Here is a 25586-nt window from a genome sequence, read left to right as displayed (position 1 = left end):
GCATTCCCGTGATATAAGACGGGCTTCCACGGGAAGAGCAGGTATGACAAGCAGCACTCAGCGTCATTTTGAAGCATCGGTCGCGAATGGTGGTTTCATTCTGAGAGCTGCGGCTGTCAGCGGGCTTCTGCTGCTCTCTGGCTGTTCCATGTTCTCGCATCAGCATGAAAAACCTGCGATCCCCAAAACCGCAGATGCCGAAACCCTGTACAATTACGGCATCGATGCTCTGCATACGGGCCATTACGAGCTGGCAGGCGGCGAATTCGAACTGCTTCAGCAGAATTATCCCTATTCCGGATTCACGGGCAACGCAGAGCTGATGGAGGGATATGCCTATTACCTCCAGGGCGAATACGCGCTTTCGGTCCAGCAGCTCGAACGCTATCTCCAGCTGCACCCAACCAGCCCCGACGCGGCATACGCCTTCTATCTACGGGCACTCTGCTATTACGAACAGATCGCCAACGTCGAACGTGATCAACAGGGTACCGTTGAGGCACTGGACGCACTGGAAGAAGTCGTCACCCGTTTCCCCCAGACATCCTATGCCCGTGATGCCCAGCTGAAGATCGACCTGTGCCGCGATCATCTGGCTGGTAAGGAAATGCTGGTCGGTCGCTGGTATCAGCAGCAACGCAACTACGAAGCTGCCATGACGCGTTATCAGCGTGTCGTTCAGGATTTCCAGACGACAAACCACGTCGCTGAAGCTCTTGAGCGGCTCGTGGAAGTCTACATGTCCCTTGGTCTTAAAGATCAGGCCCGTCAGACGGCTGCCGTTCTCGGCTATAACTATCCCGATAGTCAGTGGTATCGTTATGCCTACAATAATCTTCGGGATAACAAGCTGCTCAACAACGATTTCAAGAAACCCGTTATCCGCCCCGGACAGGCGGACCATCATGGGTTTTTCTCCCGGATGTGGCACAGCGTCTTTTGATACTGGCCCTTTGAAACAGGCCGCCACACTCCCAACATTGCTGTCATGCTGACCCATCTCTCGATCCGCGATGTCGTTCTGATCGAAAAGCTCGATCTTGGTCTCGCTCCCGGTCTGACCGTCCTGACCGGGGAGACCGGAGCGGGTAAATCCATTCTGCTCGACAGTCTGGGGCTGGCCCTCGGAGAGCGTGCCAGCGGCGGTCTCGTACGTTCAGGCGCCACGCAGGCCAGCGTATCGGCTATTTTCGAAGTCGACGCCCGTCACCCTGTTCTTGCTTTGCTCGATGAACACGGCATCGTCCGCGAAGATCCTTCGGACCCGATTGTCCTGCGACGCATCGTGACCCCGGATGCCCGCTCCCGCGCCTATGTCTGCGACCAGCCGGTCGGCGTCGGTCTCCTGCGCCGCGTGGGTGCCTATCTCGTGGAAATTCAGGGCCAACACGAACAGATGGGGCTTGCCGATCAGAGCACCCATCTCGATCTGCTGGACGCGTTCGGAATTGCCCCACCGCTTCGGGAGAAAACGGCCAGCGCTTTCCGGCAATGGGCCGCAGCCCGTAACGCCCTCAAAGCTGCCCGTACCGACATGGAAGCCGCCGCCCGCGAGGAAGAATGGCTGCGTCAGACAGTCGATGATCTGGAACGTCTGGCTCCACAGGAAGGCGAAGAAGATGCGTTGGCGGCCACGCGCGTCAGCCTCCAGCGTGATGAACGTCGCGGTGAAGCCGTTGCCGCGGCCCTGTCAGAACTGACCCCCCGTGACCGGCGCTCGTCTGCGCCTGCTGCCGCGCTGCGTGCAGCCAGCCGCGCGCTCGCAAGATTGCTGCCAGCCCCGACGGAAACGGAAACCCTTTCGGACAGCCATCAGACACAGGCACAGGACGCGCTCGACGCCCTCGGAAAAGCCGAAGAAGCCCTCGCCGAAGCGGAGATGCTCTTAAGTCGCCTTGCCGCAGATACGGAAGGCGATCCGCGTCTGCTGGAAGAAACGGAAGAGCGGCTGTTTGCGCTCCGGGCAGAGGCCCGCAAACACAATATTTCCGTGGCCGAACTGCCCGGCTTTCTCGTCGCCCTGAAAACACGGCTGAGCGCACTGGATTCCGGCAACGCCGAACTGGCCCGCCTTCAGACGGCCCTGACTGAGGCCCGTCTGGCTTACGAAGACGCTGCCCGCAACCTCTCTGCTGCCCGCCAGAAAGCAGCCGAAAAGCTTGAAAAAGCCGTCAGTACAGAACTGCGTCCCGTCAAACTGGAACGCGCGCGCTTCATCGTCTCGCTTCTGCCTCTGGACCCCGATCACTGGAACAGTCAGGGCATGGAACAGGCTTCGTTCCTGATCGCTGCCAACCCCGGCCAGTCTCCCGGACCGCTCGCCAAGGTGGCATCGGGTGGTGAGCTATCGCGCCTTATGCTGGCATTGAAAGTGGTGCTGGCGGAACGCTCCGACATCGGAACGCTGGTTTTCGATGAAGTCGATTCCGGCGTGGGCGGTGCCACTGCATCCTCAATCGGAGACCGGCTCCACAAGGTCGCGCAGGACGTGCAGGTTCTCGTCGTCACCCATAGTCCGCAGGTTGCGGCGCGTGGCGACCACCATCTGCGAATCGCCAAGCGTATCCGCAATGACCGGACCGAAACACTGGCCGAACCGCTGCCCCATGACGCCCGGCGCGAAGAAATCGCCCGGATGCTCGCAGGCGACATCATTACCGACGCGGCCCGCGGGGCCGCCGACAGCCTTCTTGGACATCAGATTTCATGACCACTGCCCCAGTCTCCGCCGCCGAGCGTCACGCTGAACTCGAAGCGGACCTCGCACGGTGGGATGAGGCCTATCATGGACGCGACGAGCCCGAAGTTTCCGATGCCGTCTATGATGCGGCCCGACGTGAACTTCTGGCTCTGGAAGACGCACACCCGGACCTCAGATCTGAAAATGGCTCCAGCCAGCGGGTCGGATCGGCTCCCGATTCCGTTTTCGGGAAATACCGCCACCTTCTCCCAATGCTGTCTCTCGACAACGTCTTCGACCCGGAAGGCTTTGACGGTTTTGTTTCAAAAGTCGGCCGCTTTTTAGGGCTGGACGACCAACGCCTTCAGGCTCTCCAGTTCGTGGCGGAACCGAAAATCGACGGCCTCTCGATCAGCCTGACCTACGAACACGGCCGCTTCGTCCGCGGTACCACACGCGGAGACGGGATCGAAGGTGAGGATGTTACCGCCAACCTTCTGACCCTGAACGATATTCCTCACGAACTCACCGGCCCTGTTCCCGAGCGTCTCGAAATCCGCGGCGAAGTCTTCCTCTCCAAAAGCAGCTTCCTGACTCTGAACGAACAGCAGGTCGCGCGCGGCGCGCGTCCCTTCGCAAACCCCCGCAACGCAGCAGCCGGTTCTCTGCGACAGCTGGACGCCGAAATTACCCGCAGCCGCCCGCTTTCGCTTTTCGCTTACTCACAGGGCTATACGTCCTCGCCCGTCGCCGCGACCCACTGGGACTATCTCGAAAAGCTGCGGAACTGGGGCTTCAGGGTCAATCCACTCTCCGAGATGATTGCCCATGCCCGCGACATTCCTGCCTATGTCGACAAGCTGGCCCGCGAACGTTCAGGACTGGACTACGATATCGACGGTATCGTCTTCAAACTGGACGATATTAGTTTGCAGGAACGGCTGGGTTTCGTCGGTCGTGCGCCGCGCTGGGCCATAGCCTGGAAATTTCCGGCTGAGCAGGCCATCACCCGCCTACTGGAGATCGAAATTCAGGTTGGTCGCACAGGAGCCCTAACGCCTGTCGCGCATCTGGAGCCGGTGAATGTCGGCGGCGTTATCGTCTCGCGTGCCACGCTGCACAACGAAGACGAAATTACCCGCAAGGACGTGCGCGTTGGCGATCTGGTCCGTCTTCAACGCGCCGGAGACGTCATTCCGCAGATCCTAGGTCCTGTCCCAAGCGAAGAACCACGCTCAGAACCGTTCGTCTATCCCGATCACTGCCCGGTCTGCGGATCTCTCGCCGAGCGTGTTCATGGAGAAGCCGTGCGTCGCTGTACGGGCGGCCTGACCTGCGAAGCCCAAGTCGTGGAACGGCTGATCCACATGGTCTCGCGCAACGCCTTCGACATCGATGGCCTTGGCGAGCGCAGCATCCGCGAATTCCACGACGCGGGATATATCCGCACACCGGGCGACATTTTCCGCCTGCGAACGCATGAAGACGCCCTGCTCCAGCGCGACGGCTGGGGACGACTGTCGGTCGACAATCTGTTCCGCGCGATTGACGAACGACGGACTATCCCGTTGGCGCGGCTTATTTTTGGCCTCGGTATCCGGCGCATTGGCGAACGCAATGCTCAGCTTCTGGCGCGGCACTACCAGAATTTCGAAAACTGGCGCGACGCCATGCTGGCCGCCCGTCCGGACTCTGAAGAGCGGACGGCTCTGGGCGCGATTATGGGCGTAGGCGATGCGATCGCCGACGAACTGTCCGCCTTCTTCGCAGAGAGCCATAACATCCAAACTCTTGATGATCTGGCGACGGAACTGATGGAGATCACCCCCGAAGACGCCCCTCAGGAAGGCCATCTCTCGGGAAAAGTCATCGTCTTCACAGGGACCATGACAACCATGAGCCGCCCGGAGGCCAAAGCCATCGCCGAACGTCTGGGCGCACAGGTCACGGACAGCGTCTCGAAAAAGACGTCTCTGGTTGTTCTGGGTGAAAAAGCTGGCTCAAAAGCCAAAAAAGCCGCCGAACTCGGGATCGAAACCACAGATGAGAACGGTTGGCGTGTGCTGGCGGGACTGTAACAGAACTGCAAAACCAAAACCGTGAGAAAGTTGGTAATATTTCACTTTTTCAGGGTATAACGCCTCCCGCATGTCAGTCCTCCCTTCTTCCCAGCACCAGATCATTCTCCTCCTGCTGGGCTTAGCCGCCACGGTCGCGCTGATTGGCGTCTCCATCCTGATCTCGCTATCGGAGATCTCTTTTGCCGCGGCGCGGGATGTGCGCCTTCGTTCCAAAGCTGAGGCAGGAGACCCTCGTGCTGTCGCGTTTCTTAAACTGCGACGCAACAGCGGTCAGGTCATCACGGTTCTGCAAATCTGCCTGAACGCCGTGGGCGTTCTGGGCGGCATCATCAGCGAATCCATGCTGAGCGACCCGATTGCAGCGGGCTTTCGTTCGATGGGAACAAGCCCGGCATTGGCCAGCAAGCTGGGTTCGGCCTGTTCCTTTATGCTGATCACCGGCCTTTTCGTCCTGTTTGCGGACCTTTTGCCCAAGCGGATCGCCATGAACGCGCCTGACCGGATCGCGCTCAAGGTCGGCTGGTTCCCGGCTGTTGCCCTCAAGGTTCTCTACCCCGCGGTTCTGGTGTTCTCGAAAATCTCGGACTGGCTGCTTAAGCTCCTTAAAATTCCGGCCGCCGCGACCGTCGAGCCTGTAACCCCTGAAGACCTGCGCGCCATTCTCGCGGCAGGAACAGCCTCCGGCGTGCTTCTGGAAGAAGAGCACCAGATGATCCAGAACGTGCTTGGCCTTCAGGATCGCGCCGTCACGTCCGCCATGACGCCGCGTGACGAGATTGTCTTTCTGGACGTCCAGGAAAGCCCGGAAAGCCAGCGCGACAAAGTTCGGGTTCGGCCCTATTCGCGCTATCCATTGTGCGATGGCGGCCTCGACAAAGTCATAGGCTCTATTCGCGCAGAAGACGTTCTGGTTGCCGTCGTCGATGAACCCCAGCCCAAAAGCACGGGTCTGGCCACCATCGCCAGCCAGATCTTCCGCATGCGCCGCGATGTCCTCTCGCTGCCTGACACCCTGAACCTGTGGGAAACCCTTGCCCAGTTCGAGGCGCATTCGGCAGGCTTTGCCCTGATCGTTAACGAATACGGTCTTGTGGTCGGTCTCATCACCTATAAGGACATCATGGGTGCACTGATGGACGGTCTGGTCAGCCCGTTCGAAGAACAGGCCATCGTCCGCCGCGACGATAAATCCTGGCTGATTGATGGCGCGGCTCCCATTGGCGACGTCATCCGCGAACTGGACATCCCCATGTTCGACGATGCCCAAAACTTTGACACGGTCGGCGGGTTTGTCATGAACCGTCTGCGCCGCATGGCGCGCAAGGCAGACAGTGTGCAGTCATCAGGATTCCGGTTTGAAGTGGTTGACGTGGAAGGCTTCAGGATCAACCAGTTACTGGTGACACGTCTGAACTGACTTCCTCTGCCCGACGCAGGCTGCTTAGATCATCACATGATTGATCTCAGCCGCTCCGCTCTTATCCTTGTCGATATCCAGAATGATTTTCTGCCCGGTGGTGCGCTTGCCGTGCCAGGCGGTGATAGCATCCTTGAAGCCGTCAACGCGCTTGCCAGACGCCCGTTCAGGGCAGTAATCGCAACGCAGGACTGGCACCCCCCAGATCACTGCTCTTTCAGCTCTCAGGGCGGCCCCTGGCCGATTCACTGTGTTGCTGGCAGCTATGGCGCCGATTTCCCCAAAACACTCAGGTCCGAGCCCGTAACGCATATCATCCGCAAGGGCGTTTTGCAGGAACGGGATAGCTATTCCGGGTTTCTCGACAACGATCGTGCAACTTCAACGGGGCTCGACGGGTTATTAAGAGGTCTTGGTATAGACCATGTGGTCGTCTGCGGACTGGCTCTGGATTACTGCGTCACAGCTACAGCGCTGGATGCTGTGGGCTACGACTATAAGACCAACGTCGTCCCGGAAGCCTGCCGAGGAATTGCTACCGATTCAAAAGTCATCCTGGAAAAACTTGAAAAACAAGGCGTTCTGTTGAAAAATCTGAATGCCTTCTGAAGGGCACAATCATGCATATAACCAGACTGCTTCCTGTGCTGCTTGCATACGCGGCATTCCAGACCGCTTCGGCAGCGACACCTCCGACAACGGCGGATCTGGCGAACACGCAGGGGTTCAGGCAGGCTTATCAGGCTATGGTGACACTGCCGTCATGGGTGATGACGGCACATGCGACATCCGTGCCGGTCAGCGATCTCAGCCTCGGAGGCAAGTCTTATCTTTTGGGGCATATGTGCCGTCAGCACGACTGTGCGGCAGAACAGCTTGAAGTTGTTTTTGCGAAAGATCATTCAGCAGCATGGGGGCTGCTGAGCATCAAACGGGATGGGCCACTGAAACAGAATTTTCTGGGCGCGCCTGATGCCGAGATGCAGAAGGTTCTTCTCAAAGCCTATCAGGATAATAATCCAGCAGACTGAATTTAAAGGAAAATGGAGCGCCAGCCGTTTTCTCTAGAATGGCTGGTGCGCCCTGATGGATTCGAACCATCGACCCACAGCTTAGAAGGCTGTTGCTCTATCCATCTGAGCTAAGGGCGCATCAATTGGCCGTTAACTGGTCGGGGCGCCCGGACTCGAACCGGGGGCCTCTTGTACCCAAAACAAGCGCGCTACCAGGCTGCGCCACGCCCCGAACCGGCCGGAACCTAGGATGTCTGGCCGGCCGAGGCAAGAGGGTTTTTTTATTCGCCTTCGCTTCTTACGAGCGGCGGCACAAAAAGCGGTGCAGTATCCCAGGGAAACAGCACCCAAGTGTCCTGCGCGACTTCCGTCACATAGTGATCCGTGAAGGGTTTGCCCTCAGGTTTTGCGTAGAGGCACGCAAAAACTGCCTTGGGCAGCAGTTCACGCACGATACGGGCCGTTACACCCGAATCCACGAGATCGTCCACGATCAGAAAGCCTTCGCCATCGCCCGCAGCGACAGGCGGCTTGACGACCTTGGGCTCGTGCTGCGTGCCTTCTTCGCCCGCATAGCTGATGACCGAAACGCTTTCGATCAGGCGGCACCCCATTTCGCGGCCAAGAATGGCAGCGGGGATCAGGCCGCCACGGGTAATGGCGACCATACCGCGAAAAGGCCCATGCTTTTGCATGAGAGTTGAGGCCAGAAGACGCGCGTCACGATGGAGCTGGTCCCAGGTGACGGTCGCATAATGAACGGTTTGGGGAGTCTGATTGGCTGTCATGATCTTCCTCTGCCTTCCGTCTCGCAATTTTGCAATAAACTTGAGAGACGGAATTGCCTAAAGTGCTGCAATGATCGATCCGGCCCTGCGCACCCTTCCCGGCCTTCCGGCTCTTATAGTCGGAAGAATTTTCTCACAGCTTTCCGCGACCACCATGACGATCGCTATTGGATGGCAGATCTATGCGCTGACGCATGACATTGCCTCTCTGGGCTATCTGGGACTGGCACAGTTCCTGCCCATGATTCCTCTGACATTCGTCGCGGGGCACGTTGCGGACCGCTTCAACCGGCGCACCATCGTTCTCATCTGTCAGATCTGCGAAATCCTCTCTACGGCCGCTCTCGCCGTGGCGGCCGCATTTCACGTCCTGACGACAGGCGGAATCTATGCGTTCGCAGCCTTTTACGGAGTTCTGCGCAGCTTTGAGATGCCCTGCCAGCAAGCGTTTCTGCCCGCGATCGCGCCGCCGGCTCTTCTGCCCCGCGCACAGGCGCTGCTTTCCTCACTCTTCATGACAGCCTCCATCGTCGGCCCCAGCCTTGGCGGCTTGCTCTACGGTATCGGACCAGTCGTTTGTTACAGTCTCTCGACCCTCGGGTTCGCGGTAGCTTTCTCAGGGACATTCTCCCTGAAACTGGTGCACACCATCCCACCGAAAGAACCGATCACATTCGCTTCAGTTTTTGCAGGGCTCTCCTTTCTCAACCGACGCCGTGACCTGCTAGGGGCTATCACGCTTGATCTGTTCGCCGTCCTCTTGGGAGGCGCAACAGCCATGCTTCCGGTTTATGCGGACGGCATCCTGCATGTCGGCCCGGTCGGACTGGGCCTGCTTCGTGCGGCTCCGGCGATTGGTGCACTTCTGATGTCCTGGGGCCTGTCACGGTATCCTCTCAAAGGCCGTGCAGGCCCTGTCATGTTCGTGTCGGTCGTCGTGTTCGGCGTGGCTACGATTATCTTTGGCGCATCCCACACGGTCTGGCTCTCGATTGTCGCACTGATGGTTCTCGGAGCTGCTGACGTCATCAGCGTCGTGATTCGCTCCTCATTGATTCAGCTTGCAACGCCGGATTCGATGCGTGGACGTGTTTCAGCCGTGAACACGCTATTCATCGGGTCCAGCAACCAGCTTGGCGAATTTGAAAGCGGTATGCTCGGAACAGCAATCGGAGCTGAGGCAGCTGTAATCGCAGGCGGCGTCGGCACTATTCTGGTAGCGGCTGCGTGGGCCCGTGTGTTTCCGCGACTCTGGGCGCTGGATCGTCTGGAAGACGTCTTTCCCGAAGAACAGTAAGTCCTGAAACGCAAAAAGCTCCCTAAAGGGAGCTTTTTGTTGCGGCCGAAGCAGCTTTTCAAAAGAAAAGCTGGCTCCCGAAGTAGGACTCGAACCTACGACCCAGCGATTAACAGTCGCTTGCTCTACCAACTGAGCTATTCGGGACCGGCGAGGTGGTATGTAGCCAAATGGCCGGGGTCGGTAAAGCCCCTAAATGAAATTTTTTTGGAGATTTTTTCGTTTTTCTTCAAAGACCTGAGAAAAACCGCTATTTTCAGAGCTCTTCCCGCCCCCGCGTTGCAAGCTGATCCACGCGCTCGTTGTTTTCGTCGCCCGAATGCCCTTTGACCCAAAGCCATTCAATCTCGTGCGGCTTCGCAGCTTCCAGAATACGCTGCCACAGATCCATATTGGCAACAGGGTCCCCTGCCGCATTCCGCCAGTTCCGGCGTACCCAGCCTGTGTGCCACCGCGTGATTCCGTTCCGCAGATATTCGCTGTCCGTATGCAGTGTCACGATGCAGGGGCGCTTCAGAGCCTCCAGCGCCTCGGCCGCAGCCGTCATTTCCATACGGTTGTTGGTGGTCTCCGGATGCCCACCCAGAAGCTCTTTTTCCTGACCACGGAAGACCAGAAGCGCACCCCAGCCACCGGGACCAGGATTGGGTTTGCACCCGCCATCCGTCCAGATTTCAACCTGAGGCCGTTCTGAAGAGGTCTCAGACATGGGAAACACCTGCGAAATGACGCAGGCGCACCAGATAGGCCAACGGGTCCTTACGGGTCACGAGCGCATTGGCCGGAGTGTTGATCCAGTCATACAGGCGCGTCAGCAGAAAACGGATTGAAGCCCCCTGACATAGAAGGGGAAGTGCTGACTTCTCTGCCTCGGTCAGCGGACGAACGCTTTCATAACCCTGAAGAATCGCGGTCGCGAATGACGGCACGAACGTCTTTTCGTCCTGGAAACACCAGGCATTCAGGCAGATCGTCAGATCGTAGGCTAGAAAATCCGTACAGGCGAAATAGAAGTCGATCAGGCCCGAAACCTGCCCGTTCTGGAAGAAAACATTATCCGGAAACAGATCCGCATGGATCTGCCCACGCGGCAGTTCATCCGAGAGTGGCCATGCGCTTTCGATCCGCTGCAGCGCAGTCCGCACTTCAGCCGTCAGGCCGGGCGACAGCGCATCTCCACTCTCGCCACAACTCTCAAGAAGCGGCCCCCATGCCGCCGGAGACAGCGCATTCGGACGAACAGCGCTATATCCCTCGCCTGCAATATGCAGCCGGGCCAACGCCTTGCCGAGTTCCAGACACAGCCCCGCATCGAGCTGTGTGGCAGAAACACCGGGAAGGAATGTCGTGATGGCAGCTGGACGGTCTGCCAGTGTCCGCAGCGCGGTGCCATTCCGGTCTGATACGGGAAGCGGACAGTTCAGCCCCCTGCCCGCCAGATGCTGCATAAGCCCCAGAAACCACGGGAGCTCACTGGCATTCACCCGGCGCTCGAACAGCGTAAGAATAAAATCCCCCTCTGTGGTACGGAGGAGGAAATTACTGTTTTCGACACCCTCGGCGATGCCATGAAACGAGACCAGCGTCCCGATCGCGTAAGTGCCAAGAAACGCTTCGAGCGTCTCGGCCGCCAGTTCCGTATAGACGGCCATGAGAGATCAGTCTTCCTCGCCAGCCAGCGGACCGGGCAGACGGAAATTGATGTTCTCTTCCTTGACGATACGCTCTTCAATCTTGAGCGTATATTTCTCGGCCAGAGCCGTCACCATTTCCTGAACAAGGCTCTCGGGAGCGGATGCACCGGCACTGATGCCCAGCGTTTCCACGCCTTCAAGAACATTCCAGTCCAGATTTTCGAGCTTCGGCACCAGAAGCGCACGACGCGCGCCAGACCGCTCGGCCACTTCGCGCAGGCGCTGCGAGTTGGACGAGTTCGGAGAACCGATCACGATCACCAGATCACTCTCGGGCGCAATTGCCTTCACGGCTTCCTGGCGGTTGGTCGTCGCATAGCAGATGTCTTCGCGCTTGGGCCCCTCGATGAGCGGAAAGCGTGAGCGCAGGATGTCCACGATTTCGGCCGTATCATCGACAGACAGCGTGGTCTGCGTGATGAAGGCCAGTTTCGCGGGGTCTTCCGGCTGGATCGTCCGGGCCTCTTCCGCATCATTGATGAGCGTGACGGCACCCGGCGGAAGCTGGCCCATCGTGCCAACAACTTCCGGATGGCCCGCATGACCGATCATGAGGATATGGAGCTGGTCCGGACCGCCACCCGCGAAGTGACGCTCGGCCTCACGATGGACCTTCGATACCAGCGGGCAGGTCGCATCCAGATAAAGCAGGTTGCGGCGCTGGGCCTCGGCGGGAACGGATTTCGGAACGCCATGAGCGGAAAAAACGACATGTCCGTCTTCAGGAACCTCGTCCAGTTCTTCGACGAAAATGGCACCCTTGGCTTCAAGTCCTTCTACGACCGTCCGGTTATGGACAATCTCGTGGCGAACATAGACCGGAGCGCCATAACGACGCAGCGCTTCTTCTACGACACGAATGGCGCGGTCCACACCGGCACAGAATCCACGCGGACCGGCGAGCAGGACACGAAGGGTTGGAGGAGCGGCCACACCATCGGTGCGGGCAGGAGCGAAAGTCGTCTGTTCTGACATGGTGTTCCCCAAGCGGGCGGAGTTCGATATGTAGGACCAGTATCGACCGGATTGCCTCTCGTCGCAACGTCCGGGCCTCTTTGCCGAGCCTCTTTGTAGGAGTTTCTTCAGCTGATGCCAGCCATCCGGCGCTTCGCCTCGCCCCTGTTTGCTCCGGCTTTCGCCCTCCTGGCCCTTTCGAGTCTGGCCGGCTGCGACGAATCCAACCAGAGTTTCTTCGCCCCCGCCTGTCCGGCGCTCGATATCCCGGGATCGGCAGCTGACCAGTTCGTCTATGACGGCAAGAGCGCGGATATCGGAAGCCTTGTCAGCCATGCGCAGATCACCTCCGTGTCCGGAGACTGCGAACGTGGCCCCGAGGGACCTCATGGCCATCAGACGGTCCGCACACGCCTGAGCCTTGCCATGAACCTGACCCGCGGCCCGGCGGCGAGCAGCGGCACGATCGACGTTCCGTATTTCATTGTCATCATGCGGGACGGCAAGATCGTGGATAAGAAAGTCTTCACAGACACGTTCCGCTTCCCGCCGAATGTCAGCACACAGTCTGTCCGCACGGACCTGCGCCTGATCGACCTTCCGTCCACTGACAACATGGCGCAGGAAAATCCTTATACGCTGGAGATCGGGTATCAGCTGACGCACGGTGAACTGGGGTATAACCGCGAGCATCTGGCCCCGGTCGCTTTCCACAGCCACACCCAGTAAAAAATACGCCGGGGCGGATACCATCAGACCCGGCATGCGGGCACAGCGGGTTTTGCTGTGCCCGCCATCATTTCGGAACAGAAATACATGGACAATCGCGAACTGACCCTCCGGGGGATTATTCTCGGAGCCCTCATCACGGTCGTCTTTACGGCAGCAAACGTTTATCTAGGTCTGAAAATCGGCCTGACTTTCGGATCGTCCATTCCAGCCACCATCATCTCGATGGCCGTCCTGCGCCTCATGGGCGGTGGGACTATGCTGGAAAACAACATGGTCCAGACGCAGGCCTCCGCTGCCGGAACTCTGTCCTGCGTATTTGCTGCACTCCCGGCCCTTATCATGGTCGGATACTGGCATGAATTCCCGTATGTCATCACGCTGCTGCTGACGATGGCGGGGGGCATGACGGGCGTTGTGTTCACCATCCCGCTGCGCCGGGCCCTCGTGAGTAACTCCAATCTGCCCTACCCCGAAGGCACAGCCTGTGCGGAAATCCTGCGCGCTTCCTCCCCGGAAGGTGATGCCCGGAGCCTCAGATCCCTCACCCTCGGCACTCTTGTCTCGGGGGCTGTGGCGTTTGCCACATCCGGACTACGTCTGCTGTCAGATGGATTTTCTGCCGCCACCGTCGTCGGCTCATCCGCGTTCCGTCTGAACGGGAGTTTTTCGCTGGCCCTGCTGGGTACCGGCTATCTGGTCGGCATCGGCGGCGGCGTTGCGATGCTGCTCGGCGTGTTTCTTGCCTGGGGCGTCATGGTCCCGGTACTGGGCCACCTCGCGCCTTCAGCCACCCCGTTGGCCGAAGCTTCGGGCCTCTGGCTGCACAAGGTGCGTTTCATCGGCGCCGGAACCATTGCGGTGGCAGCGGTCTGGACGCTGCTCGCTCTTGCCCGTCCCGTCGCACAGGGGTTGAGAGAAGCGCTTTCCGTTACCCATCTGGCAACCGGTGATGACAGCGACCGCGATCTGTCACCCCGGACGCTGATTGCTCTGTGTGCAGGACTGGCAATATTGCTCGCTGCGCTGTTCAGCTATTTTCTGTGGCCTGTCATGCCGCATGGCGGCGCTCTGGGAACACTGGTCGTTCTGGGGCTGATTGCCTGTTTCGGACTGGGTTTTCTGGTCGCCAGCGCCTGTGGTTACATGGCTGGCATCATCGGATCGTCATCCTCTCCGATATCCGGCGTCGGAATTATCGCCATCATCGCCATTTCGGTTGCCCTCTGGGGACTGGAAAGCGGCGGTATCCTGACGGTCGAGCAACGCCCGATTGCCATTGCGTTCGGCCTGTTTGTCCTCTCCGCCATTACTGCTTCGGCAGCCGTGTCCAACGATAACCTTCAGGACCTCAAGACAGGCCAGCTCGTCGGCGCAGCACCTTGGAGGCAGGAAGTTGCGCTGCTTATCGGCTGTGCCGTTGGCGCAGTTGTCATCCCCTGGGTGCTCCAGGTGTTGTATCAGGCCTATGGCTTCGTGGGCGCCATGCCACGTATGGATATGGACCCATCGCGTGCGCTCGCCGCGCCACAACCCGCACTGATGGCCGCCATTGCAACCGGTATCCTGACGCATCAGCTCGACTGGCTGATGCTGGAAATCGGAGCGGCTCTGGGCGTGGTGCTGGTTGTTCTGGATATTGTGCTGCATCGACGCAGCCTTGCTCTTCCGCCTTTAGCCGTGGGGATGGGTATCTACCTCCCGGCAGATGTCTCCGTAACCATCGGGATTGGTGCGGGGCTTGGATGGCTTCTACGCCGCTTCCCGAGAGAACAGGGAACGATGATCGCCTCAGGCTTTATTGTCGGGGAAAGTCTGATCGGCGTGGCGCTCGCGACGATGGCAGGCGCTACGGGAAGCTCCGATACACTGGCGCTTCCCGTTCCGGCCTTGTGGAATGCCGGATTAGGATGGGCTGTTTTCTGTGGTGTTCTGCTCTGGTTCGGACGCCGGGTCAGACATTCAGAATAAATGAATAAAGGCCTGTGTTCAGGCCTTTACCCACCACTGCACAGGCTCCTGTTCGGACATTTCGGTCTTGACCATCTCTGGCGTTTCAGGAGCGACCTCCTTGCGGGGACGCCCAACAGGACGCGGTGTACGGCGTGCCGCTTCAGCGGCCTGTTCGCGTGCCTGATGGAGGGACGCTTTTAACGTCTGGATCGTGTCCTGATTTTCCCGCAGCTCGCGGTTCAGTTCGCTGATCTGAATTTTCGCATGAGCTTCGCGCGTCTCAAACGCCTTGAGCTGGGTCCGAATTTCGGCAAGGCTCCGCTCGGCTTCTTCCCAACGACGCTGCTCACGCTTGACCGACTGACGCAGCCGCTCAACTTCTTCCTGATCGTCCTGAATAGGATTACGCGCCGCAATTCCACGACCGCCTTGATGTTCGACCACGACCTGACCGTCTCGTACAAAGCGACGGCGACGTTCGGCAGTCGGCGGGACGGGGCGGGATTTGGGAGTACGGGAGGACGCCCCGGCACCCAGACGGGCAAGAGCCTGTCTCAGTTTGTCTTCTTCGTTAGCCTGATGCTCGTCCTGCATTCTGTATTCTTCAACCAATATGATATTTATGGATTTTCCCCTGCAGAACAGGTCTGCCTAAAGGCAGAAAAGCTGACCGGATTTAAACCCGCTCAGCCGAAACATGTCCTGACAAGGATATGAAAAGTCGACTCGACTGGAAGAACCCCAGCGTTCTGACGAGGATTTTCTAGCACTTCACGCATATTCTGTCATCAGGGCAATAAGCGTTTATTTATATTTTCTTCTCATGCCAACGCCCTGGCGACCAGAGAATATCCGTTTCACCATGATTGTTGGCGTGACGCGCAAGAACAAAGAAGTAATCGGACAATCTGTTTAAAAAACGAAGCCCATCTACCGGCCTCTGCTCCAGTAGCGCTACACGCCGCTCGGCCCGGCGCGCAACGGTTCTGGCAAGATGTGCCTGAGCTGCAACGGGACTGCCGCCCGGCAACACGAAGCTTCTGAGTTCCTGCTGGTAACGACGCAGACCCTCCAGCCGGTCTTCCAGCCATAGAATGGCTTCCGAAGGCAGACTAGGGGTGCGCTCAGGGTCCGGCAGGCACAGATCGGCACCAAGATCGAACAGGCAGGACTGGATCTGACGGATTTCGTCTACAAGATCAGCCATCCGGGAGTCCTGCACCATGGAACAGCACAAAACTCCCAGTTGGGCATTCAGTTCATCAACAGTCCCCATCGCCTCGATCCGGTCTGAAGACTTGGGAACGCGTGTGCCGTCCCCAAGAGACGTCTCCCCCCCGTCTCCACCCCGTGTCACGATCTTATCGATGCGGATCGTCATAACCTGTCCAACCCTCCACGCTGGTTTTAGTGGCTTCTTTTGTGCTTTGCGTGATGACCGATGCTGCGATCGCCCATCAGATCACGGGCGCGGGATGTATGATCCGTCAACATCTTGTCCGTGTCGGTAGCGAGCGTCTTGATGTCCGGCGTACCACCCGAAGCCTGAGCCGTCGCGATGGCCTTGCTCAGATCCGGTGTGCGGATGCTGACGATATCACGCAGGAACATACGGTCGAACGCAGCACCATAAAGATGGGAAAACGAATCGACATGATCCTGATCGGCCGCGTCAATCTTGGCGGCGACCGTCAGGTTGGCGTCGGAGGCGATCTTGGCGACGGCTTTCTGATTGGTCGTGTGATCACCCTGAACGGTCGAGGCAAATGCCTTGACAACGTCACTGTTGCTATGGGTCGCGGCGAGCGTCGCAATGGCGATCTGGGTCTGATCCATCTCATCGATCTGCTGGATGAAAGCCGCATCTGCCGTCGTCAGCTTGTAAGTCGAAGCGACGCTCGGCAGCGCGGGCGCAGGCGGGGCATCGGGGGCGTTACAGGCGGCAAGCCCGGCCAGAAGGCCCGCGGACAGACACAGACGGAGATACGAAACAGTCATTGAAGCTTCCTTTTTCAAACGCGCCTGCCCCGAAAAGACAGGCCGCGACAGACTGACAATGCACTCATGACAGTCTCTCATTCGCTGTTCAGACAACACATGATACATTCACGGCATGTCCGCAAACCCCATCCGCCCCGGCACGCCCGATCTGCTCCGAGGCAGTTTCATTTTCGCTGCCCTGTCCGCAGCATCGGGCGTCATGCTCGGGGCTTTGTCCGCCCACCTGCCGGACCGGCTGTTTGCCGTTCCGGGCGGCAGGGCCATGCTGCATTCCGCAGTGGAAATCCAGATGTGGCATGCACTTGGGCTCGGCCTTCTTTCTCTGAACGCCGCACGCCTGTCGCCGCGGCTGATCCGCACGGCGTGTCTATGCATGGCGATCGGCATTGTTCTGTTCTGCGTGCCCGTCACCCTGCTGGCGTTGTTTGACCTGAAGCTGGGTCCGGTATCAGTCGGACGGATCGCGCCTTATGGCGGGACGATGCTCATGATTGCGTGGTGTCTGGCAGCCATTTCGGCCCTGAAAGTCAGGCCCGGTTTTTTCTGAGTTTCCGAAAGACCAGGAATCCGACGGACTGGACGACAAGCGCCAGCAGAAAACAGACAAGCATGATTCCGGTCAGGATCAGCTGTTCGCGTCCGACCCCTGAGTCGATATGAAACAGACTGTAAAGTTCCTGCCAGGCAGACGTTCCAGCTGTGTGCTGCGCAACTTTGATGGCTGGCTGCCAGAAACGGAAGACCGACGCAAAGGCAAGCGTTAACCCTACGAGGATCGCAGTCCGGATCAGGGTTTCCATAACACTGACTTCACGCGGAGACGCGACTTGCGGGCGGGGTGGTGCTTTTTTCAAACGCATGACCTTTCCTGAAAATTGGGCTTTAATCATCTGTTCCTGTCATTCTGCGTTATGGCATGCAGAGGACAACATCAATGAAAGCCTTTTTCATGAACCGTTCCCTTCTTGCCGCCGGCCTTGGTCTGGCGCTGACTGCAACCCTTCCGGCACATGCCGCATCCACAACACCAGTAGTCCCCGCGCCACAACTGACCGAAACATCCGCACCGCCCGTAGCAGCGCCCTATCCTGATACGTCCGTAGCGCACGAGCAGGTAGAACAGGCCTTCGCGCTCGCACAGAAGACGCATCGCAAGGTTCTGCTCGATTTCGGCGGAAACTGGTGCCCGGACTGCAAAATGCTCAGCGGTATTTTTGCACTGCCCGACGCAGCGCGCTGGCTGGACAGCCAGTTCGTGGTGGTACCGGTCAATGTCGGGCGCATCAACACCAATCTCGATCTGGCGGAACGCTATGGCGTGACCATCAAGGCCGTCCCGACCGTCATCATCGTCACGCCTGAAGGTCATGCCCTGAACGGCGACGGCTCCAAGGCGCTTGGCAACGCTCGCAGCATGTCACCGCAGGCTGTTCTTGACCTCATTTCCGATTGGAACAAACGCGGATAAGTCCTTGAGGATCCGGCTTTTTCCCGGATCCTTACTATATCCTCAGAGCGCGAGCACCTGCTCGGCTTCATGGACGACTTCCGCCAGAACATCTGCTTCAAACGGAGAAGTCAGTCCCGCTTCGGACACGAGTTGCGCGAACGGTTTCGACCCACCTTCGGCGCAGAGCCTGCGGTAGATTTCCAGCGTCCCTTCCCGATCCAGACGCGACCCCAGCCAGAGTTGCAGCGCACAGCACTGTGCCAGCGCATAGTCGATATAATAGAACGGCAGCCGGTAAATATGGAGCTGGGCCTGCCAACGGCCACCCTTTGCCGGATAGGCCAAGTCGCCCCAGTCACGCCACGGCATGTAGAGTTTTTCAAGCCGCTGCCATGTCTGGTGTCGTTCTTCCGGCGTCATGTCAGGATGGGCATAGATCTCGTGCTGGAAGTGATCCACACACACGCCATAAGGAAAGAACGACAGCGCATCAATCAGATGCATCCGCCGATAGCGTTCTGCCGCACCGTCCTCGACCAGTTCCCCAATCTGCGGCCAGCTCAGGAACTCAAGGCCCATGGAATGAATTTCCGCGGCTTCCATGGTCGGCCAAAGCTGATCGATCCACGGCAGGTCACGGCTTTTCCAGTTCTGGAACGCATGGCCCATTTCATGGGTGAAAACGCCGATATCGTTATGGGTGCCATTGAAATTGGCGAAAATATACGGCGTTCCAACCGTTGGAAAAGACGTGCAAAACCCGCCCCCCGCCTTGCCGTCTCGGTTTTTCAGATCGAGATACCCAAGATCGCGCATCTGGACGTAAAAATCCGCCATCTCCCCCGAGGGGTCGAGGTCACGGAACATGGTTTCCGCGCGCGCCACCAGCAGGTCATGATCACCAGCAGGCTCTGGATTGCCTTGAAGGTCGATCAGGGCTTCATCCCACGCCATCGCCTTGTCCCAGCCCATTTTCAGACGACGACGCTCCATAAGCGCGCTGATCAAGGGCGTGACATACGCCAGAACCTTTTCGCGAAAGGCTGCGACCTGCTCAGGGCCGTAATCCGTTCGACGCATCCGGCGATAACCGAGCTCGAGATAGTTCTCGAAACCAAGAGTTTTCGCCATCCGGTCCCGCAGAGCGACCAGCTTGCCGTAAAGGGCATCCAGTTCAGCGCCGTTCTGGTCGAAAAAATCCCAGCGCGCCTTTTCGGCAGCATGACGGACATCCCGATCCATGCCCTGAAGATAAGGCACCAATCCCGACAGGTTCAGGGTCTTCCCATCGAAAGAAATTTTCGCGGCCGCCAGAAGCGCCGTGTATTCCCCTGAAAGACGCGCTTCCTCTTCCAGATCCGTACTGATGCGCGGATCGAACGTGGTCGTATCAGCTTCCCAAAGCCGTACCACATGAGGTGTTACGATGGCTTCAAGACCATCGCGGTCAGGATCGGCCAACAGGCGCTTCTTGACCGTCACCTCATGATCAGTCGCGACCGGAGATAACCGATCCGCATAATCCCGATCCGCCTTGGCGGCCTCATCCTGCGTATTGCGCGAGAATTGAAGATGCACATGCGAGGCCCAGGACTCGTACTCGCGACGGACGGCATCAAAAGCCTCCAAGGCCTCGACGCGGTCTCCGGCATCAAGCAGCGATGCGATGGCATCGTAGCGCGCCTTGAGCGAGTTCTCGTCAGGCCGGGGGAAAGACAGTTCGGAAAAGGGAGGGATCGTCTTCGTCATGATCCAATTCTGACATTCCCCCGCTTCTGCGTCCATGCCCTGCCTCTGCTCCCGTTAGACAGGCCGGATAGCGCTCACGAACTGCGCAATACGGCGACAGGCTTCTGCCAACTGCTCATCAGACGCCGCAAAGGACAGACGAAGATACGGACTGTATCCAAAGGCCGAACCCGGCACGGTCGCGACATGCGACTCTTCGAGCAGTGCTTCCGCAAACGCCACATCCGTCTCTAGAAGACGCCCCTGCCCGGATGTGCGACCGATCAGGACCGCGACACCCGGATAGGCATAAAACGCCCCTTCCGGCATGACGCAGGTCAGTCCGGGTACCTTCTGCAAGGCGTTGACGACCAGCGCCCGACGGCGCTCATACGTCGCCAGCATGTGTGCAATTCCGTCGGAATCTCCATCAAGAGCGGCCACCGATCCGGCCTGTGCCAGCGTGCAAACGCCCGACGTGGAATTGCCCTGAACGGCAACCATGGCCTGAATTAGCGGCACAGGACCACAGGCAAACCCGACGCGCCATCCCGTCATGGCGTAGGCTTTCGCCATCCCGTTCACGATCAGAATCCGATCCGCAAGATCAGGTGCAACGTTCAGTAAGGAGAGGTGTTTGCGGCCGTCGAACGTCAGATGCTCATAGATCTCGTCGCTCATCACGAGAACATGCGGCGCCTGACGCAGCACATCCGCGATGGCTTCAAGGTCCCGCCGTTCCAGAATGGCACCGGTTGGGTTGTTCGGAAAATTCAGAACCAACCATTTCGTACGCGGCGTAATGGCTTCGCGGATGGCCTCAGGATCAGGACGAAAGCCGTTCTCTTCCCGGCATCGAATTTCGACCGGAATCCCGCCCAGCATCCGAGTAATCAGCGGATAACTCACCCAGTACGGCGCAGGAATGATGACCTCGTCGCCAACTTCCAGTGAGGCCATCAGCGCATTGAAAATGATCTGCTTGCCGCCATTCGCGACCATGATCCGATTAGGCGCAACGTCCAGTTCGTTATCACGCCTGAACTTGCGGATGATGGCATCGATCAGCGGTTTCTGTCCGGGGATCGGCGGATAGCCCGTATCCCCGGCTTTCGCGGCTGCATAAGCAGCTTTAATCGCCTCTGGAGGAGACGGAAAATCGGGCTGCCCCAAGGCGAGTGAAATGACATCCGCGCCCTGCGCCCTCAGTTCACGAGCGCGGGCCGCCATGGCGATCGTTGCAGGACGCGGCAGGTCCGCAAGGCGTGATGCGATGGTAAAACTCATGAAAGACGCTGACAGAACTTCTGGATCCGTGTGCAGGCTTCGACCAGCAGATCCGTGCTGGTGGCATAGGAAATCCGAAAATATCCCGGGGTCAGGAACGCCGTTCCATGCACGGCCGCCACGCCGGTTTCTTCCAGAAGAGCCGTTACGAAAGCCTCGTCACTCTCGATCAGGCGATCGCCCTTGCTGGTCTTTCCCAGAACGCCAGCAATGGACGGAAAGGCATAGAACGCCCCTTCAGGGAGAGCGCAAGCCAGACCGGGTGCATCATTGAGCATGTCGATCACCAGATTGCGCCGCTCCTGATAGACCGCCACCATTTCCGAAATGAAATCCTGCGGGCCGGATACGGCTTCCTGCGCTGCTGCCTGCGCGATGGAACAGGGATTGCTCGTGCTCTGTCCCTGCAGCTTGATGAGCTGTTTCGTGAACTCCACCGGCGCTGCGGCAAATCCGATCCGCCAGCCTGTCATGGCATAGGCCTTGGACACACCATTCATCGTCACGGTCCGGGAGCGCAGACGCGGCTCGACCTGCACAACGGTCTTGGCGACTGCCCCATCATACAGGAGCTTGGCGTACATATCGTCCGTCAGGATCCAGATATCCGGATAGTCCAGCAGGACATCCGTCAATTCCTTCAGGGCTACCTCGTCATACGCTGCCCCTGTTGGATTGCATGGCGAGTTGAGGCAAAGCCATTTCGTGCGAGGGGTGATGGCTGCACGAAGCTGTTCTGCCGTCAGGCGAAAACCATTTTCGGGGGCCGTCTGGATAATGACAGGTGTTCCATCGGCCAGCGTTACGATGTCGGGATAAGACACCCAGGCGGGGGCTGGAATGATGACCTCATCGCCTACATTCAGGGTCGAGACCATGACATTGTAAATAACCTGCTTGCCACCCGTGGAAACGCAGATTTCCTCTGCCTTATAGTCCAGATCGAAATCAGCGTTTAGACGGGCCGCGACGGCCTTGCGCAGTTCGAGCGTGCCCGGAACGTCCGTATATTTTGTCTTACCGGCCTCAATCGCCCGGATTGCCGCACGCTTGATGAAGTCGGGAGTATCAAAGTCCGGCTCACCCGCAGAAAGGCTGATGATATCGCGGCCCTCTGCCTTCAGGGCACGGGCTTTCTGGGTCACGGCAATCGTCTGACTGGGGAGAATACGGTTCAGACGGTCGGCAATAAAGGACATGACAGGCTTCCGGATCATTTTGATGGAGCGATTCTAGGCACGTTCCATCAGTTTTGACCACAGGTAGCCGTGCTCCAATCAACAAAAAAGGCGCCTTCCCTGAGGAAGACGCCTGATCTTTGTCGGACAAACCCTATACCAAGGTCAGGCCAGCTTTTCCATCTCACGAAGAACCGCTTGGCCCATCATTTCCGTTCCAACCCGAGCCATGCCGGGGGACATGATATCCCCGGTCCGCAGCCCCGTAGCCAGCACGTTCGACACAGCCGTTTCAATCAGATCCGCATCCTCGCCACGATTGAGCGAGTACCGCAGCAACATTGCAAAAGACAGGATCTGAGCTAGCGGATTGGCAATACCCTTGCCAGCAATATCCGGCGCACTGCCATGGATCGGCTCATACAGCGCATTGCGCTTGCCATCGGCACGAACCGGGCCAAGCGTTGCAGACGGCAGCATGCCGAGCGAGCCCGTCAGCATCGATGCCAGATCGGACAGGATGTCTCCGAACAGATTGCCCGTCACGATGACATCGAACTGGTTCGGGTCACGCACGAGTTGCATCGCGCAGTTATCAGCCAGCATGTGCGAAAGCTGGACGTCGGAATACTCGCGTTTGTGAATGTCGGTTACGACCTCCTTCCACAGAAGGCCGCTTTCCATGACATTACACTTCTCGACCGAACAGACGCGGTTGTCGCGTTTACGGGCCAGATCGAACGCCACACGAGCCACGCGCTCGATTTCTGATGTCGTGTAAACTTCCGTATTGATGCCGCGACGTGAACCATCTGGCAGCGTTTCGATCCCACGCGGCTCACCGAAATAGATGCCGCCGACCGTCTCGCGAACGATCATCAGGTCAAGTCCGCGCACCACTTCCTGCTTCAGCGCAGAAGCATCAATCAGCGCATCGAACAGCTTGGCCGGACGCAGATTGGCGAACAATTCGAGTTCCTTGCGGAGCTTGAGGATCGCCACTTCCGGACGCTTGTCGAACCCGACATGGCTCCAGGCCGGATCACCCACCGAGCCAAACAAAACCGCATCAGACTGGCGGGCCAGTTCAACAACCTCATCGCGGATCGGCACGCCGTGCACCGCAAGCGACGCTGCGCCAACGAGTTCTTCCGTGATTTCAAGCTTCAGTCCGCGATGCGCACTCATCCAGTGTACGATCCGCGCGACTTCGCGCATGACTTCCGGCCCGATCCCGTCTCCGGCCAGAACCAGAAGCTTGTGTGCGTCGCTCATTTCACAGTCCCTATGGTAGTTGACGGCACCCATGCGCGAGCCGGGCGATGTTCGAAGCTGCTGATTTCGGCATCATGGGCCATGGTTTGTCCGATATCGTCCAGCCCTTCGAGCAACATGTGACGACGGAACGGATCGACTTCGAAAGCGATGGTTTCGCCATTCGGGCGTACGATGACCTGACGCTCCAGATCCACCGTCAGACGTGAATTCGAACCCTGACGCGCATCGTCCATCAGTTCGTCGCAGATCTCGCGCGGCAGCGGGATCGGCAGGATACCGTTCTTGAAGCAGTTATTGAAAAAGATGTCGGCAAAGCTGGGTGCGATCACACAGCGGATTCCGAAATCCAGCAGCGCCCAAGGGGCATGTTCACGCGAGGAGCCACATCCCAGATTGTCGTAAGTAATCAGGATTTCGGCGTGCCGGTATGGCTCCTGATTGAGCACGAAATCCGGCTTTTCGTTACCATCGGCGTCATAGCGCTGGGCCGCGAAGGCACTTTTTCCCAGACCAGTCCGCTGGATGGTTTTGAGAAAGCGGGCCGGAATGATCTGGTCCGTATCAATATTCTCGGTCGGCATGGGCGCCGCAATGGCGGTCAGTTCCGTGAACTTGTCCATCAGACGGTCTCCTTCACCAGTTCACGCACATCGCACAGGCGTCCCGTGACCGCTGCGGCGGCCGCCATGGCAGGCGAGCAAAGATGCGTCCGGCCCTCAGGTCCCTGACGCCCCTCGAAATTACGATTGGACGTTGAAGCGCAACGTTGACCCGGCGTCAGACGGTCCGGATTCATGCCCAGACACATCGAGCAACCAGCCTCACGCCACTCAAAACCGGCATCAAGGAAAATTTTGTCCAGCCCTTCGGCTTCAGCGGCCTGCTTCACCAGACCGGAGCCAGGAACAATCATTGCCCGAACCCCCTCGGCAACATGTCGTCCGCGCACCACATCCGCCGCAGCGCGCAAATCTTCCAGACGACTGTTCGTGCAGGAGCCGATGAACACGACATCCACCGGCGTTCCGGCGATCTTCTGCCCGGCTTCAAGCCCCATATAATCCAGAGCACGCTGGATCTGGGCGGCACGGGCCGGATCGGCAACATCCGACGGGGATGGCACGGAACCATCGATCGGCAGCACGTCCTGCGGGCTGGTACCCCACGTCACGGAGGGGATGATTTCCTCAGCGGCGAGCGTGACTTCGGTATCGAAATAGGCACCTTCGTCAGACGCCAGACTGCGCCAGTACTCACAAGCCTGCTCGAACGCTTCATCCTTCGGCGCGAACGGACGTCCCTTTACATAAGCGAAGGTTGTCTCGTCAGGCGCCACCAGCCCTGCACGTGCACCAGCTTCGATGGACATGTTGCACAGCGTCATACGCCCTGCCATGTCCAGATCACGGATTGCAGATCCTGCAAATTCAATGACATGGCCAGTGCCACCAGCGGTGCCAATGCGCCCGATAATGGCCAGCATAATGTCCTTGGCCGTTACGCCCGGACCGACCTTGCCTTCAACGGAGACGCGCATGTTCTTCGCGGGTTTCTGCAGGATCGTCTGCGTCGCGAGTACATGCTCGACTTCGGACGTCCCGATCCCGAACGCCAGAGAACCAAGGGCGCCATGCGTGGAGGTATGACTATCACCGCAGACGATCGTCATGCCCGGCAGGGAAATGCCCTGCTCCGGCCCGACGACGTGCACGATCCCCTGAGAGGCGGAACGCAGCGGGAAATAGGGGATGCCGAATTCGGCAACATTCTTCTCAAGCGTTTCGATCTGGAGACGGCTCTGCGGCTCCTCGATTGGCTTGGAACGGTCGGACGTGGGGACGTTATGGTCCACCACGGCCACCGTAGCATCCGGACGACGCACGCGGCGCCCGGACAGCCGCAGACCTTCAAAAGCCTGCGGGCTTGTCACCTCATGGACGAGGTGCCGGTCGATGTAGAGGATGCACGTCCCGTCTTCGAGGCGTTCGACGACATGGTCGTCCCAGATCTTGTCAAAAAGGGTTCTGGACGAATTGGTAACGGGCATCCTGTCTCTAC

At 58.6% G+C, this 25586-nt stretch carries 25 protein-coding genes and 3 tRNA genes; 11 read left to right on the top strand and 17 right to left on the bottom strand.

The genetic code is table 11. The features are described 5' to 3' along the window. Positions 1 to 43: 43 nt before the first annotated feature. The 6 genes from ABDK74_RS00480 (at position 44) to ABDK74_RS00455 (ending at position 7209) form a co-directional block, all read left to right on the top strand. Positions 44 to 943 (top strand): outer membrane protein assembly factor BamD, encoded by a 900-nt coding sequence (locus ABDK74_RS00480; protein ID WP_346002283.1) that lies wholly within the window; start codon positions 44 to 46, stop codon positions 941 to 943. A gap of 45 nt (positions 944 to 988) precedes the next feature. After that, positions 989 to 2710: a DNA repair protein RecN gene (gene recN / locus ABDK74_RS00475; RefSeq protein WP_346002282.1), complete on the top strand. Its 1722-nt coding sequence runs from the start codon at positions 989 to 991 to the stop codon at positions 2708 to 2710. Then, on the top strand, positions 2707 to 4758 hold the full coding sequence (gene ligA / locus ABDK74_RS00470) for an NAD-dependent DNA ligase LigA (RefSeq protein ID WP_346002281.1): 2052 nt from the start codon (positions 2707 to 2709) through the stop codon (positions 4756 to 4758). Before recN ends, ligA begins: the two co-directional genes overlap by 4 nt. A gap of 70 nt (positions 4759 to 4828) precedes the next feature. After that, positions 4829 to 6178 (top strand): hemolysin family protein, encoded by a 1350-nt coding sequence (locus ABDK74_RS00465; RefSeq protein ID WP_346002280.1) that lies wholly within the window; start codon positions 4829 to 4831, stop codon positions 6176 to 6178. A gap of 36 nt (positions 6179 to 6214) precedes the next feature. Next, positions 6215 to 6787, top strand: coding sequence for a nicotinamidase (locus tag ABDK74_RS00460; protein WP_346002279.1), 573 nt, complete (start codon positions 6215 to 6217; stop codon positions 6785 to 6787). An 11-nt stretch (positions 6788 to 6798) separates the two neighbouring features. Then, the gene (locus ABDK74_RS00455) at positions 6799 to 7209 is read left to right on the top strand and encodes an Ivy family c-type lysozyme inhibitor (RefSeq protein ID WP_346002278.1); all 411 of its coding nucleotides are present in this window, start codon (positions 6799 to 6801) and stop codon (positions 7207 to 7209) included. A 43-nt stretch (positions 7210 to 7252) separates the two neighbouring features. Here ABDK74_RS00455 and ABDK74_RS00450 read toward each other — a convergent pair. The 3 genes from ABDK74_RS00450 to gpt all read right to left on the bottom strand — a co-directional run bounded on the left by ABDK74_RS00450 (position 7253) and on the right by gpt (position 7979). Continuing rightward, a tRNA-Arg gene (locus ABDK74_RS00450) sits at positions 7253 to 7329 on the bottom strand. A gap of 17 nt (positions 7330 to 7346) precedes the next feature. Then, a tRNA-Pro gene (locus ABDK74_RS00445) sits at positions 7347 to 7423 on the bottom strand. Between the two features lie 49 nt (positions 7424 to 7472). Continuing rightward, positions 7473 to 7979, bottom strand: coding sequence for a xanthine phosphoribosyltransferase (gene gpt, locus ABDK74_RS00440; RefSeq protein ID WP_194254680.1), 507 nt, complete (start codon positions 7977 to 7979; stop codon positions 7473 to 7475). Positions 7980 to 8049: 70 nt separating this feature from the next. Between gpt and ABDK74_RS00435 the strand changes: the two genes are divergently transcribed. Continuing rightward, on the top strand, positions 8050 to 9276 hold the full coding sequence (locus ABDK74_RS00435; RefSeq protein ID WP_346002277.1) for an MFS transporter: 1227 nt from the start codon (positions 8050 to 8052) through the stop codon (positions 9274 to 9276). A 71-nt stretch (positions 9277 to 9347) separates the two neighbouring features. On the opposite strand, the gene ABDK74_RS00430 is transcribed toward ABDK74_RS00435, so the two are convergent. The 4 genes from ABDK74_RS00430 to ispH all read right to left on the bottom strand — a co-directional run bounded on the left by ABDK74_RS00430 (position 9348) and on the right by ispH (position 11945). Then, positions 9348 to 9423: transfer RNA gene (locus ABDK74_RS00430), tRNA-Asn, on the bottom strand. A 109-nt stretch (positions 9424 to 9532) separates the two neighbouring features. Beyond that, the gene (gene rnhA, locus ABDK74_RS00425) at positions 9533 to 9985 is read right to left on the bottom strand and encodes a ribonuclease HI (protein ID WP_194254682.1); all 453 of its coding nucleotides are present in this window, start codon (positions 9983 to 9985) and stop codon (positions 9533 to 9535) included. Further along, positions 9978 to 10928 carry a homoserine kinase gene (locus tag ABDK74_RS00420; protein ID WP_346002276.1) on the bottom strand — a complete coding sequence of 317 codons (951 nt, stop codon included), beginning with the start codon at positions 10926 to 10928 and terminating at the stop codon, positions 9978 to 9980. The genes rnhA and ABDK74_RS00420 overlap by 8 nt, the downstream gene beginning before the upstream one ends. A 6-nt stretch (positions 10929 to 10934) precedes the next feature. Beyond that, positions 10935 to 11945 (bottom strand): 4-hydroxy-3-methylbut-2-enyl diphosphate reductase, encoded by a 1011-nt coding sequence (ispH, locus tag ABDK74_RS00415; RefSeq protein ID WP_346002275.1) that lies wholly within the window; start codon positions 11943 to 11945, stop codon positions 10935 to 10937. 114 nt (positions 11946 to 12059) lie between these two features. On the opposite strand from ispH, the gene ABDK74_RS00410 reads away from it, so the two are divergent. Then, positions 12060 to 12653 (top strand): hypothetical protein, encoded by a 594-nt coding sequence (locus ABDK74_RS00410; protein ID WP_194254685.1) that lies wholly within the window; start codon positions 12060 to 12062, stop codon positions 12651 to 12653. 87 nt (positions 12654 to 12740) lie between these two features. Then, the gene (locus ABDK74_RS00405; protein ID WP_346002274.1) at positions 12741 to 14624 is read left to right on the top strand and encodes an OPT family oligopeptide transporter; all 1884 of its coding nucleotides are present in this window, start codon (positions 12741 to 12743) and stop codon (positions 14622 to 14624) included. A gap of 18 nt (positions 14625 to 14642) precedes the next feature. Here ABDK74_RS00405 and ABDK74_RS00400 read toward each other — a convergent pair whose 3' ends face one another. From ABDK74_RS00400 to ABDK74_RS00390, 3 genes are all read right to left on the bottom strand, one after another. Beyond that, complete coding sequence (locus tag ABDK74_RS00400; RefSeq protein ID WP_194254687.1) at positions 14643 to 15200, bottom strand: hypothetical protein; 558 nt, start codon at positions 15198 to 15200, stop codon at positions 14643 to 14645. 214 nt (positions 15201 to 15414) lie between these two features. Further along, entirely contained in the window at positions 15415 to 15987 is a 573-nt protein-coding gene (locus ABDK74_RS00395; protein WP_346002273.1) for a cob(I)yrinic acid a,c-diamide adenosyltransferase, read from the bottom strand. Between the two features lie 26 nt (positions 15988 to 16013). Further along, positions 16014 to 16604 carry a DUF4142 domain-containing protein gene (locus ABDK74_RS00390; protein ID WP_346002272.1) on the bottom strand — a complete coding sequence of 197 codons (591 nt, stop codon included), beginning with the start codon at positions 16602 to 16604 and terminating at the stop codon, positions 16014 to 16016. Between the two features lie 115 nt (positions 16605 to 16719). On the opposite strand from ABDK74_RS00390, the gene ABDK74_RS00385 reads away from it, so the two are divergent. Then, the gene (locus tag ABDK74_RS00385) at positions 16720 to 17154 is read left to right on the top strand and encodes a DUF423 domain-containing protein (RefSeq protein WP_194254690.1); all 435 of its coding nucleotides are present in this window, start codon (positions 16720 to 16722) and stop codon (positions 17152 to 17154) included. Here the strand turns inward: ABDK74_RS00385 and ABDK74_RS00380 are convergent. Then, positions 17135 to 17467 carry a hypothetical protein gene (locus ABDK74_RS00380; RefSeq protein ID WP_194254691.1) on the bottom strand — a complete coding sequence of 111 codons (333 nt, stop codon included), beginning with the start codon at positions 17465 to 17467 and terminating at the stop codon, positions 17135 to 17137. The genes ABDK74_RS00385 and ABDK74_RS00380 overlap by 20 nt on opposite strands. Positions 17468 to 17556: 89 nt before the next feature. Between ABDK74_RS00380 and ABDK74_RS00375 the strand changes: the two genes are divergently transcribed. Then, positions 17557 to 18075, top strand: a complete 519-nt coding sequence (locus ABDK74_RS00375) for a thioredoxin family protein (protein WP_346002271.1) — start codon at positions 17557 to 17559, stop codon at positions 18073 to 18075. Positions 18076 to 18117: 42 nt separating this feature from the next. Here the strand turns inward: ABDK74_RS00375 and ABDK74_RS00370 are convergent, their stop codons facing one another. From ABDK74_RS00370 to leuC, 6 genes are all read right to left on the bottom strand, one after another. Beyond that, positions 18118 to 19806, bottom strand: a complete 1689-nt coding sequence (locus ABDK74_RS00370; protein WP_346002270.1) for a M3 family oligoendopeptidase — start codon at positions 19804 to 19806, stop codon at positions 18118 to 18120. Between the two features lie 54 nt (positions 19807 to 19860). Then, positions 19861 to 21072, bottom strand: a complete 1212-nt coding sequence (locus ABDK74_RS00365; RefSeq protein ID WP_346002269.1) for a pyridoxal phosphate-dependent aminotransferase — start codon at positions 21070 to 21072, stop codon at positions 19861 to 19863. Next, positions 21069 to 22271 (bottom strand): pyridoxal phosphate-dependent aminotransferase, encoded by a 1203-nt coding sequence (locus ABDK74_RS00360; RefSeq protein WP_346002268.1) that lies wholly within the window; start codon positions 22269 to 22271, stop codon positions 21069 to 21071. The genes ABDK74_RS00365 and ABDK74_RS00360 overlap by 4 nt, the downstream gene beginning before the upstream one ends. A gap of 144 nt (positions 22272 to 22415) precedes the next feature. Continuing rightward, a complete protein-coding gene (gene leuB, locus ABDK74_RS00355; RefSeq protein WP_346002267.1) occupies positions 22416 to 23525 on the bottom strand; it encodes a 3-isopropylmalate dehydrogenase in 1110 nt (369 codons plus the stop codon). Beyond that, the gene (leuD, locus tag ABDK74_RS00350) at positions 23522 to 24148 is read right to left on the bottom strand and encodes a 3-isopropylmalate dehydratase small subunit (protein WP_346002266.1); all 627 of its coding nucleotides are present in this window, start codon (positions 24146 to 24148) and stop codon (positions 23522 to 23524) included. Before leuD ends, leuB begins: the two co-directional genes overlap by 4 nt. After that, positions 24148 to 25575 (bottom strand): 3-isopropylmalate dehydratase large subunit, encoded by a 1428-nt coding sequence (gene leuC / locus ABDK74_RS00345; RefSeq protein ID WP_346002265.1) that lies wholly within the window; start codon positions 25573 to 25575, stop codon positions 24148 to 24150. Before leuC ends, leuD begins: the two co-directional genes overlap by 1 nt. Between the last annotated feature and the right edge of the window lie 11 nt (positions 25576 to 25586).

The organism is Gluconobacter sp. OJB, assembly GCF_039638275.1.
Classification (GTDB): domain Bacteria; phylum Pseudomonadota; class Alphaproteobacteria; order Acetobacterales; family Acetobacteraceae; genus Gluconobacter; species Gluconobacter cerevisiae.
The sequence above is the reverse complement of the archived record's forward strand: the minus strand, read 5'-3'. Positions and strand labels throughout refer to the sequence as shown.

Bases quoted from the DNA above. Each gene is read 5' to 3' on its own strand.
- ABDK74_RS00395 (WP_346002273.1), bottom strand. From the start codon at position 15,987: ATGACGATCCGCATCGATAAGATCGTGACACGGGGTGGAGACGGGGGG.
- ABDK74_RS00435 (WP_346002277.1), top strand. From the start codon at position 8,050: ATGATCGATCCGGCCCTGCGCACCCTTCCCGGCCTTCCGGCTCTTATA.
- recN (WP_346002282.1), top strand. From the start codon at position 989: ATGCTGACCCATCTCTCGATCCGCGATGTCGTTCTGATCGAAAAGCTC.
- ABDK74_RS00400 (WP_194254687.1), bottom strand. From the start codon at position 15,200: ATGCAGGACGAGCATCAGGCTAACGAAGAAGACAAACTGAGACAGGCT.
- leuB (WP_346002267.1), bottom strand. From the start codon at position 23,525: ATGAGCGACGCACACAAGCTTCTGGTTCTGGCCGGAGACGGGATCGGG.
- ABDK74_RS00465 (WP_346002280.1), top strand. From the start codon at position 4,829: ATGTCAGTCCTCCCTTCTTCCCAGCACCAGATCATTCTCCTCCTGCTG.
- ABDK74_RS00480 (WP_346002283.1), top strand. From the start codon at position 44: ATGACAAGCAGCACTCAGCGTCATTTTGAAGCATCGGTCGCGAATGGT.
- ABDK74_RS00460 (WP_346002279.1), top strand. From the start codon at position 6,215: ATGATTGATCTCAGCCGCTCCGCTCTTATCCTTGTCGATATCCAGAAT.
- ABDK74_RS00410 (WP_194254685.1), top strand. From the start codon at position 12,060: ATGCCAGCCATCCGGCGCTTCGCCTCGCCCCTGTTTGCTCCGGCTTTC.
- ABDK74_RS00385 (WP_194254690.1), top strand. From the start codon at position 16,720: ATGTCCGCAAACCCCATCCGCCCCGGCACGCCCGATCTGCTCCGAGGC.
- gpt (WP_194254680.1), bottom strand. From the start codon at position 7,979: ATGACAGCCAATCAGACTCCCCAAACCGTTCATTATGCGACCGTCACC.
- ligA (WP_346002281.1), top strand. From the start codon at position 2,707: ATGACCACTGCCCCAGTCTCCGCCGCCGAGCGTCACGCTGAACTCGAA.
- ABDK74_RS00390 (WP_346002272.1), bottom strand. From the start codon at position 16,604: ATGACTGTTTCGTATCTCCGTCTGTGTCTGTCCGCGGGCCTTCTGGCC.
- ispH (WP_346002275.1), bottom strand. From the start codon at position 11,945: ATGTCAGAACAGACGACTTTCGCTCCTGCCCGCACCGATGGTGTGGCC.
- ABDK74_RS00455 (WP_346002278.1), top strand. From the start codon at position 6,799: ATGCATATAACCAGACTGCTTCCTGTGCTGCTTGCATACGCGGCATTC.
- ABDK74_RS00420 (WP_346002276.1), bottom strand. From the start codon at position 10,928: ATGGCCGTCTATACGGAACTGGCGGCCGAGACGCTCGAAGCGTTTCTT.
- ABDK74_RS00375 (WP_346002271.1), top strand. From the start codon at position 17,557: ATGAACCGTTCCCTTCTTGCCGCCGGCCTTGGTCTGGCGCTGACTGCA.
- ABDK74_RS00370 (WP_346002270.1), bottom strand. From the start codon at position 19,806: ATGACGAAGACGATCCCTCCCTTTTCCGAACTGTCTTTCCCCCGGCCT.
- ABDK74_RS00405 (WP_346002274.1), top strand. From the start codon at position 12,741: ATGGACAATCGCGAACTGACCCTCCGGGGGATTATTCTCGGAGCCCTC.
- rnhA (WP_194254682.1), bottom strand. From the start codon at position 9,985: ATGTCTGAGACCTCTTCAGAACGGCCTCAGGTTGAAATCTGGACGGAT.
- leuD (WP_346002266.1), bottom strand. From the start codon at position 24,148: ATGGACAAGTTCACGGAACTGACCGCCATTGCGGCGCCCATGCCGACC.
- ABDK74_RS00380 (WP_194254691.1), bottom strand. From the start codon at position 17,467: ATGCGTTTGAAAAAAGCACCACCCCGCCCGCAAGTCGCGTCTCCGCGT.
- leuC (WP_346002265.1), bottom strand. From the start codon at position 25,575: ATGCCCGTTACCAATTCGTCCAGAACCCTTTTTGACAAGATCTGGGAC.
- ABDK74_RS00360 (WP_346002268.1), bottom strand. From the start codon at position 22,271: ATGTCCTTTATTGCCGACCGTCTGAACCGTATTCTCCCCAGTCAGACG.
- ABDK74_RS00365 (WP_346002269.1), bottom strand. From the start codon at position 21,072: ATGAGTTTTACCATCGCATCACGCCTTGCGGACCTGCCGCGTCCTGCA.